Below are 13,491 nucleotides of genomic sequence, written 5' to 3'. Positions count from 1 at the left end.
AAGTCTTCGCCAGGGCTCGGGCCGCACCCCGAATCCGAGTCGTCTCGCACAGGGGCGCGGGCGATAGTGGTCCCGTGCTCATAAGACTTCTCCGAACCCACCTGCGGCCCTACCGAAAACCCATCGCGCTGCTCGTCCTGCTCCAGTTCCTGCAGACCTGCGCGAGCCTCTACCTGCCGACCCTGAACGCCGACATCATCGACAACGGTGTCGTCAACGGGGACACCGGCTACATCCTGCGTTTCGGCGCGCTGATGGTCGGCGTCTCCGTCATGCAGGTCGTGTGCAACATCGGCGCGGTCTACTACGGCGCGCGGACGGCGTCCGCCCTGGGGCGGGACGTCCGCGGCGCGATCTTCGACCGGGTGCAGTCCTTCTCCGCCCGGGAGCTCGGGCACTTCGGCGCGCCCTCGCTGATCACCCGTACGACCAATGACGTGCAGCAGGTCCAGATGCTGGTCCTGATGGCGTTCACCCTGATGGTCTCGGCGCCGATCATGTGTGTCGGCGGCATCGTGATGGCGCTCGGCCAGGACGTGCCGCTGTCGGCCGTGCTGCTCGCGGTGGTGCCGGTCCTCGGTGTCTCGGTGACCCTGATCGTGCGGAGGATGCGGCCGCTCTTCCGGACGATGCAGGAGCGCCTCGACACGGTGAACCGGGTGCTGCGCGAGCAGATCACCGGCAACCGCGTCATCCGCGCCTTCGTGAAGGACGGGTACGAGGAGGAGCGCTTCCGGCGGGCCAACGCCGATCTGACGGACGTCTCGATGGCGACCGGGCGGCTGATGGCGCTGATGTTCCCGGTCGTGATGACCGTCGTGAACGTCTCCAGCGTGGCCGTCGTCTGGTTCGGGGCGCACCGCATCGACAGCGGCGGGATGGAGATCGGCGCGCTGACCGCCTTTCTCGCCTATCTGATGCAGATCGTGATGGCCGTCATGATGGCCACCTTCATGTTCATGATGGTGCCGCGGGCCGAGGTGTGCGCCGAGCGCATCGAGGAGGTCCTCGCGACCGAGTCCAGCGTCGTGCCGCCGGCCGAGCCGGTGACGACCCTCGACCGGCGCGGGCACCTGGAGGTCAGGAGCGCGGACTTCCGGTACCCGGGCGCCGAGGAGTCGGTCCTGAAGGACGTCGGGCTCGTCGCCCGACCCGGGGAGACCACCGCGATCATCGGGTCCACCGGCAGCGGCAAGTCGACGCTCCTCGGGCTCGTCCCGCGGCTCTTCGACGCGACCGGCGGCGAGGTCCTCGTCGACGGCGTCGACGTGCGGAAGCTCGACCCCGTCCTGATGGCGCGGACCGTGAGCCTGGTGCCGCAGAAGCCGTACCTGTTCTCCGGGACGGTGGCGACGAACCTGCGGTACGGGAAGCCGGACGCGACCGACGAGGAGCTCTGGCACGCCCTGGAGGTGGCGCAGGCCGCGGACTTTGTACGGAAGCTGGAGAACGGGCTGAACGCGCCGATCGCGCAGGGCGGCACGAACGTCTCCGGCGGCCAGCGGCAGCGGCTCGCGATCGCGCGGACGCTGGTGCAGAAGCCGGAGATCTACCTCTTCGACGACTCCTTCTCCGCCCTGGACTACGAGACCGACGCCCTGCTGCGCGAGGCGCTCCGGCGGGAGACGGCCGACTCGACGGTGGTGATCGTCGCCCAGCGGGTGGCGACCATCCGGGACGCCGACCGGATCGTCGTCCTGGACGAGGGCCGGGTCGTCGGCACCGGCCGGCACGGCGAGCTGATGGCGGGGAACGAGACGTACCGGGAGATCGTGCTCTCCCAGCTGACCGAGGCGGAGGCAGCCTGATGGCCGGTCCTGGCGGACGCATGATGGCCGGTGGCGGCCCCGACCAGCGGTCGATGAACTTCAAGGGCTCGGGCAGGCGGCTGCTGACGCAGCTGGCGCCGGAGCGCGCCACGCTCTGGGTGATGCTGCTCGCCACCATGCTGTCGGTGGCGGCCTCGGTGGTCGGGCCGAAGATCCTCGGCAAGGCGACCGACCTCGTCTTCGCGGGGGTCGTCGGGCGGCAGTTCGAGGACGGTACAAAGGCGGAGGCGATCGACCGGGTCCGCGCGGGCGGCGACTCCGGCATGGCCGACATGCTGTCCGGGGTCGACTTCACCCCCGGGCAGGGCATCGACTTCGGCGCGGTCGGCGAGGTCCTGCTCTGGGTCCTCGCGATCTACGTGGCGGCGGGCCTGCTGATGCTGGTCTCGACCCGCCTGTCGATCAAGGTGATCAACCGGACGGTCTTCCGCATGCGGGAGGACGTCCAGACGAAGCTGGCGCGACTGCCGCTGTCGTACTTCGACAAGGCGAAGCGCGGCGAGGTGCTGTCCCGGGCGACCAACGACATCGACAACATCTCGCAGACGCTCCAGCAGTCGATGGGCCAGCTGATCAACTCGCTGCTCACGATCGTCGGCGTCCTCGCGATGATGTTCTGGATCTCGCCGCTGCTCGCCCTGGTGGCGCTGGTGACGGTGCCGGTCTCGGTCCTCGTCGCGGCGCGGATCGGCAAGCGCTCGCAGCCGCACTTCGTGCAGCAGTGGAAGTCCACGGGCACGCTCAACGCGCACGTCGAGGAGATGTACACCGGGCACAACCTGGTGAAGGTCTTCGGCCGGCAGGAGGAGTCCGCGAGGGACTTCCGCGAGCAGAACGAGGCGCTGTACGAGGCCGGGTTCAAGGCGCAGTTCAACAGCGGCGTGATGCAGCCGGTGATGTTCTTCGTCTCGAACATCAACTACGTCCTGGTGGCGGTCGTCGGCGGTCTGCGGGTGGCGAGCGGCACGCTCTCCATCGGTGACGTGCAGGCCTTCATCCAGTACTCGCGCCAGTTCTCGATGCCGCTGACGCAGGTCGCGTCGATGGCGAACCTGGTGCAGTCGGGCGTGGCCTCGGCGGAGCGGATCTTCGAGCTCCTCGACGCGGAGGAGCAGGAGCCGGACGCCCCGCGGAGCGAGCACCCGGCGGACCTCAAGGGCAAGGTCGCCCTGGAGGGGGTGTCCTTCCGGTACGAGGCGGACAAGCCGCTCATCGAGGACCTGTCGCTCACGGTGGAGCCGGGCCAGACGGTCGCGATCGTCGGCCCGACGGGCGCCGGCAAGACGACCCTGGTGAACCTGCTGATGCGGTTCTACGAGGTGACGGGCGGCCGGATCACCCTGGACGGGACGGACATAGCGCGGATGTCCCGCGAGGACCTGCGGAGGGGCATCGGCATGGTGCTCCAGGACACGTGGCTCTTCGGCGGCACCATCGCGGACAACATCGCGTACGGCACGACGCGGAAGGTGACCCGGGAGGAGATCGAGGAGGCGGCGCGGGCCGCGCACGCCGACCGGTTCGTCCGTACGCTCCCCGAGGGGTACGACACGGTCATCGACGACGACGGGACCGGGGTCAGCGCGGGCGAGAAGCAGCTGATCACCATCGCCCGGGCGTTCCTGTCGGACCCGGTGATCCTCGTCCTCGACGAGGCGACCAGTTCCGTCGACACCCGTACCGAGGTGCTGATCCAGAAGGCGATGGCCCGACTGGCCCACGGGCGCACGTCGTTCGTCATCGCGCACCGGCTCTCCACGATCCGGGACGCGGACGTGATCCTGGTGATGGAGAGCGGTTCGATCGTCGAACAGGGCACGCACAAGGAGCTGTTGGCATCCGGCGGGGCCTATGCCCGGCTGTACGCGGCCCAGTTCGCGCAGGCGGTCGCCGAGGTCGACTGACCCGGCTCCGACCGGGGTGTGACCCGTGCCGCATGATGTGCGGTATGGGTCACAGAACCGAGAGTTCCTGGGTGCCTTCGGTCACCCTGTTGGTCGGCATCGGAGACACGGACATAGCGGCGCTGCTGCTCGGCGCGGACGGCCGGGTCCGCGGAGACGCGGACATGGTCTTCGAGGGGCAGCCCGTTCACCCGTCCGGTGCGGTGAAGCACACGAAGAAGGCGCTGTCCCTCGCGCTGCACGAGGTGGAGCCGGAGGTGGAGCGCATCGTGATCGCCGGTGCGGCGACCTCCGGCTCGCTGGCGGCGATGGCCCCGGACAGGGCGGTGGTCGTCGCCTGGCTGATCGCGCGTCCGGACGACGCGGAGGCCGTCGTGTACGGCGAGTTCTTCCGCGAGTCGGGAGGCTGGAAGTTCACCGGGATCGGCAAGGGGTACGCCTCCGGGCTCGCGGAGCTCGTCACGGCGTACGGCGTCGAGGTCGAGGCCGAGGCCGAGAAGGAAGTGGAGCAGCCGGTCGCGGCTCCTGCCGACGGGCCCGTCCCGCTGACCGGCGTGGCCAAGGCGCCGGGCCGGACGCCGAGTCGGCCACTGGCCCAGTCACCGTGGCAGGCACTCGTGGCCCCGAGCGCGCCGGCCCGAAAGGCCGGGGAAGCCGGCGGCACGCCCGCCCCGACGGCGTCGCCCGCCGTCACCACCGCCCCCGCCCCGACGGCGTCGCCCGCCCCCACCGCCGCCCCCGTCCCCACACCGTGGCCCGCCCCCGCACCGTCGCCCGTCCCCACCGCGTACCCGCCCGTCGAGCGGGCGTACGAGCTCGTCGAGGGCTGGGAGTTCGGGCCGGTCTTCGAGCCCTTCACGGCCTCCGGCAAGGGCGGCGAGGCGGTCACCGTGGACGGCCGCGTCCCGCCCGGTCCCGTCCTGGTCGAGGCCGCGCACGAGGGCGAGGGCTATGTCGGCGTCTTTTCGCTGAACAAGTTCAACAAGGACGACGACCACCTCTTCAGCACCACCCTCCCGCACTTCACGGGGAGTTCGGTCATCCGGGCCCCCGGGGACCGCCCTCTGCGGCTGCGCGTCGAAGCGCGCAACCGCTGGGCCCTGCGCGTGAGCCCCGTCGCCGCCGCCCGGCGTCTGACGGGCACGCTGCGCGGGTACGGCCCCGAGGCCCTGCTGTTCACGGGCGGCGCGGCCGACCTCCGGGTGCACTTCGAAGGCAAGGAGGACGGCAGCGGGTACGTCGGCATGTGGTGCCACGAGGTCGCCGGGCGCACGACGCTCCTGACCCACCCCGCCCTGATGATGAATGCCACCGGTCCGCTGGTGCACACCGTCCCGATCCCGCCGGGGCCGCTGCTGCTGCTCTTCAGCGCGGACGGGCCGTGGACGCTCACGGTGCGGGAGATCGGCTAGGACAGGCCTAGGACCTGTCCTAGTCGAGGTAGCCGCGCAGCTGGTCCGCGTAGGCGTGGTCCCGGAGTTTGCTGAGGGTCTTGGACTCGATCTGGCGGATGCGTTCGCGCGTCACGCCGAAGATGCGTCCTATCTCCTCCAGGGTGCGGGGCCTGCCGTCGTCGAGGCCGTAGCGGAGCTGGACGACCTTGCGTTCGCGTTCCCCGAGGGTGGAGAGCACGTCCTCCAGGTGGCGGCGGAGGAGCAGGAAGGCGGCGGACTCGACGGGTGAGGCGGCGTCGCCGTCCTCGATGAGGTCGCCGAGCGCGACGTCCTCCTCCTCGCCGACGGGGGCGTGCAGGGAGACGGGTTCCTGGGCGAGGCGGAGGACCTCGCCGACCCGCTCGGGGGCGAGGTCGAGCTGGGCGGCGACCTCCTCGGCGGTGGGTTCGTAGCCCCGCTCCTGGAGCATGCGGCGCTGGACGCGGATGACCCGGTTGATGAGTTCGACGACGTGGACGGGGACGCGGATGGTCCGGGCCTGGTCGGCGAGGGCCCGGGACATGGCCTGGCGGATCCACCAGGTCGCGTACGTGGAGAACTTGTAGCCGCGCGCGTAGTCGAACTTCTCGACGGCCCGGATGAGACCGAGGTTCCCCTCCTGGACGAGGTCCAGCATGGTGAGGCCCCGGCCGACGTACCGCTTGGCGACGGAGACGACGAGGCGGAGGTTGGCCTCGATGAGCCTGCGCTTGGCGATGCGGCCGAGGACGACGAGCCGGTCGAGGTCGCCCGCGAGGGCGCTGTCGAGGTCGGGGGTGGTGGCGAGCTTCTCCTCGGCGAAGAGGCCGGCCTCGACGCGCCGGGCCAGTTCGACCTCCTCCTCGGCGCTGAGGAGGGGGATGCGGCCGATCTCGCGCAGGTACTGGCGGAACAGGTCGGAGGAGGGTCCGTTGCCGCCGGGGTCGGCGCGGCGGCGCTGCGGTGGGACCTCCGGGGCCTCGGGGAGTTCGGCCGGCTCGTCCTGTTCGGTGGTCTGGATCTCGGTCTGCACGGCGGGCGACCTCCAGGAGGGGCGGAACGGCACCGTCGTCCAGTGTGGGGTACGACACATCGCCGCCACGAGGGGCGTGCGGTGACTTTTTGAGACCGTGAGGTCACCCGACGTTAGAGTGCGCCCGCGCCGTGCGTCTTGAGGTTCGTCTTGTACTGCTGGAGGACGAAGACCTCCTGCTGCGCGGCGGCCTGCTGCTCCGGGGGCACCGCGCCGAGGCGCTTGAGGGCGGAGTTCAGCTGGTCGATGCGGCGGTCGACGGCCCGGAGCCGGACGGCGACGAGCTGTTCGGCCGCGTAGACCTCGTCGGCGGCCTTCGCGGCGAAGATCGCCTCCACGGCGAGTTCGGTGACGAGGGAGCGGACCGTGTCGTTGGGCGCGGCCTCGCGGACGGCGTCGAGGTAGTCGGAGGGGGCGTCGGTGGCGCCGCCGGCGTCGTGGACGCACTGGCGGACGGCCGCGTAGGGCGGGGCCGTGAACTCGTCGACCCCGTAGGCGTCGAAGAAGGGCGAGACGAGTTCGGGGCGCTGGAGGGCGAGCTTGAGGAGCTCGCGCTCGGTGCGGTGGGCGGGGCTGCGCAGGTTGAGCGCGGGGCCGGGGGGTGCCACCGGTGCCTGGATCTGGGGGGTCTCGCGGCGCGGCCGGTCGGGCGTCTGGCCGCGGCCGCCGCGGTCGCGCTGCCACTGGGCGACCCGGCTCACGCGCTGCACGACGAACCGCTCGTCCATGATCCCGAGCATGCCGGCGAGCTGGACGGCGACGCCGTGCCGTACGGCGAGGTTCTTGAGCTTGGCGACGATCGGGGCGGCCTCGTCCAGGGCGGCGCCCTGTCCTCCGGGGGTGTCGAGGTCGTACCGGGCGACGATCTGGCGGAGCGCGAACTCGAAGAGCGGGGTGCGGGGCTGGACGAGTTCGGCGACGGCCTCGTCGCCCTTGGCGAGCCGCAGTTCGCAGGGGTCCATGCCCTCGGGGGCGATGGCGATGTACGTCTCGGCGGCGAACTTCTGGTCGTCCTCGAAGGCGCGGAGGGCGGCCTTCTGGCCGGCGGCGTCGCCGTCGAAGGTGAAGATGACGCGGGCCGAGCCGTTGTCCATCAGGAGGCGGCGGAGGATCTTGATGTGGTCGCCGCCGAAGGCGGTGCCGCAGGTGGCGATGGCGGTGGTGACGCCGGCGAGGTGGCAGGCCATGACGTCGGTGTAGCCCTCGACGACGACGGCGCGGCTGACCTTGGCGATGTCCTTCTTGGCCAGGTCGATGCCGTAGAGCACCTGGGACTTCTTGTAGATCGGCGTCTCGGGCGTGTTGAGGTACTTGGGGCCGTTGTCGTCGTCGCGGAGCTTGCGCGCGCCGAAGCCGACGACGTCGCCGCCGACGTCCCTGATGGGCCACATGAGGCGGCCGCGGAAGCGGTCGATGGGGCCGCGGCGGCCGTCCTGGGAGAGGCCGGAGAGGATCAGTTCCTTGTCGGAGAAGCCCTTGCCGCGGAGGAAGCGGGTGAGGTGGTCCCAGCCGGCCGGCGAGTAGCCGACGCCGAAGTGGGCGGCGGCTGCCTGGTCGAAGCCGCGCTCGGCGAGGAACTTGCGGCCGATCTCGGCCTCGGGCGAGTCGAGTTGGTCGATGTAGAACTGGGTGGCGACCTTGTGCGCCTCGACGAGGCGGATGCGCTCCCCGCGCTGGTGGCCGGGGTTGTAGCCGCCTTCCTCGTACCGCAGGGTGATGCCCGCCTTCGCGGCGAGGCGCTCGACCGTCTCCGAGAAGGAGAGGTGGTCGATCTTCATCACGAAGGCGATGGTGTCGCCGCCCTCCTGGCAGCCGAAGCAGTGGAACAGTCCCTTGCTGGGGCTGACCTGGAAGGAGGGCGACTTCTCGTCGTGGAAGGGGCAGAGGCCTTTGAGGTTTCCGCCGCCCGCGTTGCGCAGCTGGAGGTACTCGGACACGACGGCGTCGATCGGGACCGCGTCCCGTACCGCCTTCACGTCGTCATCGTTGATCCTGCCTGCCACGCATGAAGTCTACGTGCGGGCGAGAGTGATCAGATCAGGTTCTCCAGGGGTACGGAGGGGTCGGCGAGGGCCTCGGGGTCCACCGTGCCCTTGGAGCGGATGAGCTGCTGGATCGGCTCTGTGACGTCCCACACATTCACGTTCATGCCGGCGAGGACCCGGCCCTCCTTCAGCCAGAAGGCGATGAACTCGCGCTTCCCGGTGTCGCCGCGGACCACGACCTGGTCGTACGTGCCCGGGGGCGCCCAGCCGGAGTACTCCATGCCGAGGTCGTACTGGTCGGAGAAGAAGTAGGGCACCCGGTCGTAGGAGACGAGCTGCCCGAGCATGGCGCGGGCGGCGGCCGGGCCGCCGTTGAGGGCGTTGGCCCAGTGCTCGACGCGGAGCCGGGTGTGGAGCGAGGGGTGGTGGGCGGCGGCCACGTCCCCGGCGGCGTAGATGTCGGGGTCGGAGGTGCGCAGCGACGCGTCGACGGCGATGCCGCCGCCGTCGGCCCGGTCGACGAGGGCGAGCCCGGAGTTCTCGGCGAGGGCGGTGCGGGGGGCGGCGCCGATCGCGGCGAGCACGGCGTGCGCGGGGTGCTCCTCGCCGTCGTCGGTGCGGACGGCGAGGACCATGCCGTCCTGGCCGACGATCTCGGTGAGCTTCACGCCGAAGTGGAAGCGGACGCCGTGGTCGCTGTGGAGGTCGGCGAAGAGCTGGCCGAGTTCGGGGCCGAGGACGCGGTGGAGCGGGGTGGGCTCGTACTCGACGACGGTGACCTCGGCTCCGTAGCCGCGGGCGGCGGCGGCGACCTCCAGGCCGATCCAGCCGGCGCCGGCGATCACCAGGTGGCCGTTGTCCCGGCCGAGGGCGGCGAGGACCTGGCGGAGCCGGTCGGCGTGGGCGAGCCGGCGCAGGTGGTGGACGCCGGCGAGCTCGGTGCCGGGGACGTCGAGGCGGCGCGGCTCGGCGCCGGTGGCGAGGAGCAGCTTGTCGTAGCGGATGACGGTGCCGTCGCCGAGGCGGACCGTGCGGGCCTCGCGGTCGACGGCGGTGACGGCCTGGCCGAGGTGGAGCTCGATGTCGTGCGCCGCGTACCAGGCGGCCTCGTGGACGAAGACCGAGTCCCGCTCCTTGGCGCCGGTGAGATAGCCCTTGGAGAGGGGTGGGCGCTCGTAGGGGTGGTCGCGTTCGTCGCCGATGAGGATCACCCGGCCGTTGAACCCCTCGGAGCGCAGCGTCTCCGCCGCCTTGGCCCCTGCCAGTCCTCCGCCGACGATGACAAAGGTCTGATCTGCGTCGACCACGTCGATTCCTCCTCGTTGCGACCGGTTCCAACCTACGCCCCCGGGCGTTCGTCCGGCCGTACCGCCTCGGGGCGTGCATGCGAGCGTCCCGCACGGAGCCGGGGGACGGAAGAGGACCTGGGGGTGTCCTGCCGGTGACGCACCCCCGCCCCCTACGCGTGGTGGGGGCGGAGGCGGTGGTGGAGGGCGCGGGCGGAGGCGTCGGTGAGGTTGGCGATCTGGTCGACGATGACGCGCTTGCGGGCGCGGTCGTCGGGGGCCTTGTCGAAGGCGGCCCGGAACTGCGGTTCGAGGCCGTCGGGGGCGCGGGCGACGAGGGCCTCGGCGAGTTCGGCGACGACGACGCGCTGGTCGGCGCGGAGGACCTCCTGCTCGGCGCGCTGCATCACGTACCGGTCGGCGACGGCCTTGAGGACGGCGCATTCGTTGCGCGTCTCGCGGGGGACGACGAGCTCGGCGGCGTACCGGCTGAGGGGGCCGGTGCCCCAGGTCTCGCGGGTGGCTCCCTCGGCGGCGAGGCAGAAGCGGCCGATGAGCTGGCTGGTGGCGTCCTTGAGGCGGGCCTGGGCGACGGCCGAGCCGTCGTATCCGTGGGGCCACCACTCCTGGTCGACGAGCCGGTCGAGGGCCTCGGCGAGCTCCTGCGGGTCGGTGTCCTCGGGGACGTACCGGCCGATGGCGACGGTCCAGATGTCGGCGCGCTCGGGCTCGGCGAGGAGCATGTTGGGGTCGATGTGTCCGGCGTGCAGGCCGTCCTCGAAGTCGTGGACCGAGTAGGCCACGTCGTCGGACCAGTCCATCACCTGGGCCTCGAAGCACTTGCGGTCGGCGGGGGCGCCCTGCCGGATCCAGGCGAAGACGGGCAGGTCGTCCTCGTACACGCCGAACTTGGGCGAGCCGGGGTCCTCGGGGTGGCCGCCGCGCGGCCAGGGGTACTTGGTGGCGGCGTCGAGCGAGGCGCGGGTGAGGTTGAGGCCGACGCTGACGGGCTCCCCGTCGGCGTCCTTCACGAAGCGCTTGGGCTCGATGCGGGTGAGGAGGCGGAGCGACTGGGCGTTCCCCTCGAAGCCGCCGCAGTCCTTGGCGACGTCGTTGAGCGCCTGCTCGCCGTTGTGCCCGAAGGGCGGGTGGCCCATGTCGTGGGAGAGGCAGGCGGCCTCGACGAGGTCGGGGTCGCAGCCGAGGGCGGCGCCGAGCTCGCGGCCGACCTGGGCGCACTCCAGGGAGTGGGTGAGGCGGGTGCGGGGGCTGGCGTCCCAGGCGTGGCTGCGGGTGCCGGGGGTGACGACCTGGGTCTTGCCGGCGAGCCTGCGCAGCGCGGCGGAGTGCAGGACGCGGGCGCGGTCGCGCTGGAAGGCGGTGCGGCCCGGTCGTTTGTCGGGCTCGGCGGCCCAGCGCTCGGTCGCGGCGACGTCGTAGCCGGGGGTGTCGGTGACGGTGTCGGTGATGTCCGCGCTGTCCTTGGTGTCCTCGATGCCTGCCATGGATCGAAGGTAACCGGAGGGACCGACAGAAGAGCTCAGATGGCGGCGAGTTCCCGCACGGGGGTGGTGGTGCGGGCCGTGCGGGCCCGGTCGTAGCGGTGGAGGACGAGGCGGGCGAGGGCCGGGTGGGCGCCGAGCGGGGCGGCGGCGAGCCAGGGGGCGTGGGCGGCGGCGCGGGTCGCGAAGAGGCCTGGGGCGGTGAAGCAGGAGGCGACGGCGACGCGGTGGCGGCCCCGGGCGGCGAGCGCGCGGACGGCCTCGGGGACGGTGGGGGCGGCGGCGGAGGCGTACGCGGGGACGACGGGGACCCCGCCGAGCCGTTCGCCGAGGAGGGCGGCGATCCGGCGGATCTCGGCGCCGGACCGGGGGTCGCGGGAGCCGGCGGAGGCGAGGACGACGCCGGTGGCGCGGGAGGTGCCGTCCTCGGGGGTCCAGCCGGCCTCGGCGAGCCGGCCGGCGAGGGCCTCGACGAGGAGGGGGTGCGCGCCGAGCGGCCGGGCGATCCGGGCCCGGAGGGCGGGTGCGGCGGCGAGGGCGGCGGGCAGGTCGTGGGTGACGTGGTGGCCGGGGGCGAAGAGCAGGGGTACGAGGACGGCGTCGCGGCCTTCGGCGGCGAGCCCGGCGAGGGTCTCGTCGAGCAGCGGGGCGTTCAGTTCGATGTGCGCGAGGCGCACGTCGAGCCCGGGGCGCAGCTCGCGGACGCGGTCGAGGAGCCGGCCGAGGGTGGCGCGGGCGCGGGGGTCGCGGCTGCCGTGGCCGACGGCGACGAGGGTGGGTGCGGGGCCGGGCGGGGCGGGTGTCGGGCCGTGCGAAGCCGGTGCGGGGCCGGGCGGGGCGGGTGTCGGGCCGTGCGAAGCCGGTGCGGGGCCGGGCGGGGCGGGTGTCGGGCCGGGCGGGGCGGGCGCGACGAGGGTGGGTGCGTTCATGGGTTGGCGTGCCTCCTCGTCGTACTTCCGGTGCCGACGGCCGTCCGGACGCACCTGGGCGAGCTGCGCCCCGAGCTGCTCGGTGATCCTGCCGAGCAGCTCGGCGGCGCTGTCGAACGTGCTGTCCGGCTCCGTCATGCACCGATCGTGGAGGCGGCACGTTGCCTGCCCGTTGCGCGGGGGTCACGACTTCTTTCCGTGACCTCACGCGGACGGCCCGCCCGGTGTCAGGGCCGGTCGCGGCGGCTCGTCACTCCCCCGGAGTCCACACGTACCGGACGTCCGGCTCGCGTTCCTCGTTCCGCTCCCCGTCGGTGTGCTCGGCGGCGACGAAGCCGTGCCGTTCGTAGAAGCGCCGCGCCGGGGCGTTGACCTGGAACGTCCAGAGGGTCAGCCCGGCCGCGCTCCGCTGCTTGGCCAGCTCCACGAGGCGGTCGCCGATGCCGTGGCCGCGCCACGGCGGATCGATGTAGAGCTGATCCAGGTCACCGTCGTCCAGCACCATCATGGCGACGACCGTCTCCTCGACGGTCGCCACCCAGGTCTCCTGGCCGGGCACCACGATCTCCCGGAGCCAGTACCTGACCTCGTCGTCGGTGTGTGCGCGGCGCACGCTCGGCAGCGCCGCCGCATAGGAACGGAGCCACACTTCGGCCACCGCCGCGGCATCGGACTCGGCCGCGCGGCGGACGTCAAGGTCGTCGATCTTCACAGGGGCGCATGCTGGCAGACCCGCGCCTGCACCGCATGCGATTTTCCCCGGAGGAACACGGAAGTCGGGGGCGCGCAGGCAGGGCGCGCAGGCGGGGCGCGCGGATGATACGCGCCTCCCCCTCTTCTCCGGTTCCGAATCACGGAATATCTTTTCCGCCATGAGAATATCTCCGCCCTCTCTCCCCCGTCGCACCGCCGCCGAGTTCATCGGCACCGCCGCCCTCGTCGCCGTCGTCGTCGGCTCCGGCATCCGCGCCGACGCCCTCAGCCAGGACATCGGCGTCCGTCTGCTCGCCAACGCCGCCGCCTCCGCCCTCGGTCTCGGTCTGCTCATCGCCCTCATCGGCCCGCTCTCCGGCGCCCACTTCAACCCCGTCGTCACCCTCTCCGAGTGGTGGTCCCACCGCCACCGGCGCGGCGGGCGCGAGGCCCTCGCCTACATCGGCGCCCAGCTCGCCGGGGCCGTCACCGGCGCCCTCCTCGCCGAGGCGATGTTCGGGCGGGCGCCCGGCGCCTGGGCCACCGAGCCGCGCGGGGCGCTCCACCTCCTCCTCGGCGAGGCCGTCGCCACCGCCGGGCTCGTCCTCGTCGTGCAGGGCCTGCGCCACATCGGCCGCCCCGGGCTCGCCCCGGTCGCGGTCGCCGGATACATCGGGGCGGCGATCTGGTTCACCTCCTCCGGCTCCTTCGCCAATCCGGCCGCCACCCTCGGCCGCTCCTTCTCCGACTCCTTCACCGGGATCGCCCCCGGCTCGGTGCCCGCCTTCGCCGCCGCCCAGCTCCTCGGCATGGTCATCGGCCTGGCGCTCGCCGGTGTGCTGTACGGAACACTCCGGGCGTCCGGCGAACCGAACCCCGCCGAAGCGCGTCGGACGGGGTGACAGACCGCCACCGCTC

General features: G+C 72.2%; 10 protein-coding genes. 4 read left to right on the top strand and 6 right to left on the bottom strand.

Translation table 11 applies throughout. The features are described from left to right. Positions 1-74 precede the first annotated feature (74 nt). From ACF08F_RS16050 to ACF08F_RS16040, 3 genes are read left to right on the top strand one after another with little or no spacing between them, the layout of a single operon-like run. Positions 75-1,808 carry an ABC transporter ATP-binding protein gene (locus ACF08F_RS16050; RefSeq protein WP_392299082.1) on the top strand — a complete coding sequence of 578 codons (1,734 nt, stop codon included), beginning with the start codon at positions 75-77 and terminating at the stop codon, positions 1,806-1,808. Beyond that, the gene (locus ACF08F_RS16045; protein WP_392299081.1) at positions 1,808-3,733 is read left to right on the top strand and encodes an ABC transporter ATP-binding protein; all 1,926 of its coding nucleotides are present in this window, start codon (positions 1,808-1,810) and stop codon (positions 3,731-3,733) included. The genes ACF08F_RS16050 and ACF08F_RS16045 overlap by 1 nt, the downstream gene beginning before the upstream one ends. Before the next feature lie 44 nt (positions 3,734-3,777). After that, positions 3,778-5,145: a TerD family protein gene (locus ACF08F_RS16040; RefSeq protein ID WP_392299080.1), complete on the top strand. Its 1,368-nt coding sequence runs from the start codon at positions 3,778-3,780 to the stop codon at positions 5,143-5,145. A gap of 19 nt (positions 5,146-5,164) precedes the next feature. Here the strand turns inward: ACF08F_RS16040 and ACF08F_RS16035 are convergent, their stop codons facing one another. The 6 genes from ACF08F_RS16035 to ACF08F_RS16010 all read right to left on the bottom strand — a co-directional run bounded on the left by ACF08F_RS16035 (position 5,165) and on the right by ACF08F_RS16010 (position 12,592). Next, positions 5,165-6,178 carry an RNA polymerase sigma factor gene (locus ACF08F_RS16035; protein WP_392299079.1) on the bottom strand — a complete coding sequence of 338 codons (1,014 nt, stop codon included), beginning with the start codon at positions 6,176-6,178 and terminating at the stop codon, positions 5,165-5,167. 113 nt (positions 6,179-6,291) lie between these two features. Continuing rightward, positions 6,292-8,181 (bottom strand): DNA primase, encoded by a 1,890-nt coding sequence (dnaG, locus tag ACF08F_RS16030; protein WP_392299078.1) that lies wholly within the window; start codon positions 8,179-8,181, stop codon positions 6,292-6,294. 29 nt (positions 8,182-8,210) lie between these two features. Continuing rightward, positions 8,211-9,470, bottom strand: coding sequence for an NAD(P)/FAD-dependent oxidoreductase (locus ACF08F_RS16025; RefSeq protein WP_392299077.1), 1,260 nt, complete (start codon positions 9,468-9,470; stop codon positions 8,211-8,213). A gap of 152 nt (positions 9,471-9,622) precedes the next feature. After that, the gene (locus ACF08F_RS16020; protein ID WP_392299076.1) at positions 9,623-10,954 is read right to left on the bottom strand and encodes a deoxyguanosinetriphosphate triphosphohydrolase; all 1,332 of its coding nucleotides are present in this window, start codon (positions 10,952-10,954) and stop codon (positions 9,623-9,625) included. 35 nt (positions 10,955-10,989) lie between these two features. Then, entirely contained in the window at positions 10,990-12,018 is a 1,029-nt protein-coding gene (locus tag ACF08F_RS16015) for a sirohydrochlorin chelatase (protein WP_392299075.1), read from the bottom strand. Between the two features lie 112 nt (positions 12,019-12,130). After that, positions 12,131-12,592 (bottom strand): GNAT family N-acetyltransferase, encoded by a 462-nt coding sequence (locus tag ACF08F_RS16010; protein ID WP_392299074.1) that lies wholly within the window; start codon positions 12,590-12,592, stop codon positions 12,131-12,133. Between the two features lie 160 nt (positions 12,593-12,752). Here ACF08F_RS16010 and ACF08F_RS16005 point away from each other — a divergent pair, with 160 nt between their 5' ends. Next, positions 12,753-13,475, top strand: a complete 723-nt coding sequence (locus ACF08F_RS16005) for an aquaporin (protein WP_392299073.1) — start codon at positions 12,753-12,755, stop codon at positions 13,473-13,475. Positions 13,476-13,491: the final 16 nt, after the last annotated feature.

Source organism: Streptomyces sp. NPDC015130, assembly GCF_043080005.1.
Classification (GTDB): Bacteria; Actinomycetota; Actinomycetes; order Streptomycetales; family Streptomycetaceae; genus Streptomyces.
Note: the sequence above shows the minus strand (reverse complement) of the source record. Positions and strands in the feature narration are given on the sequence as shown.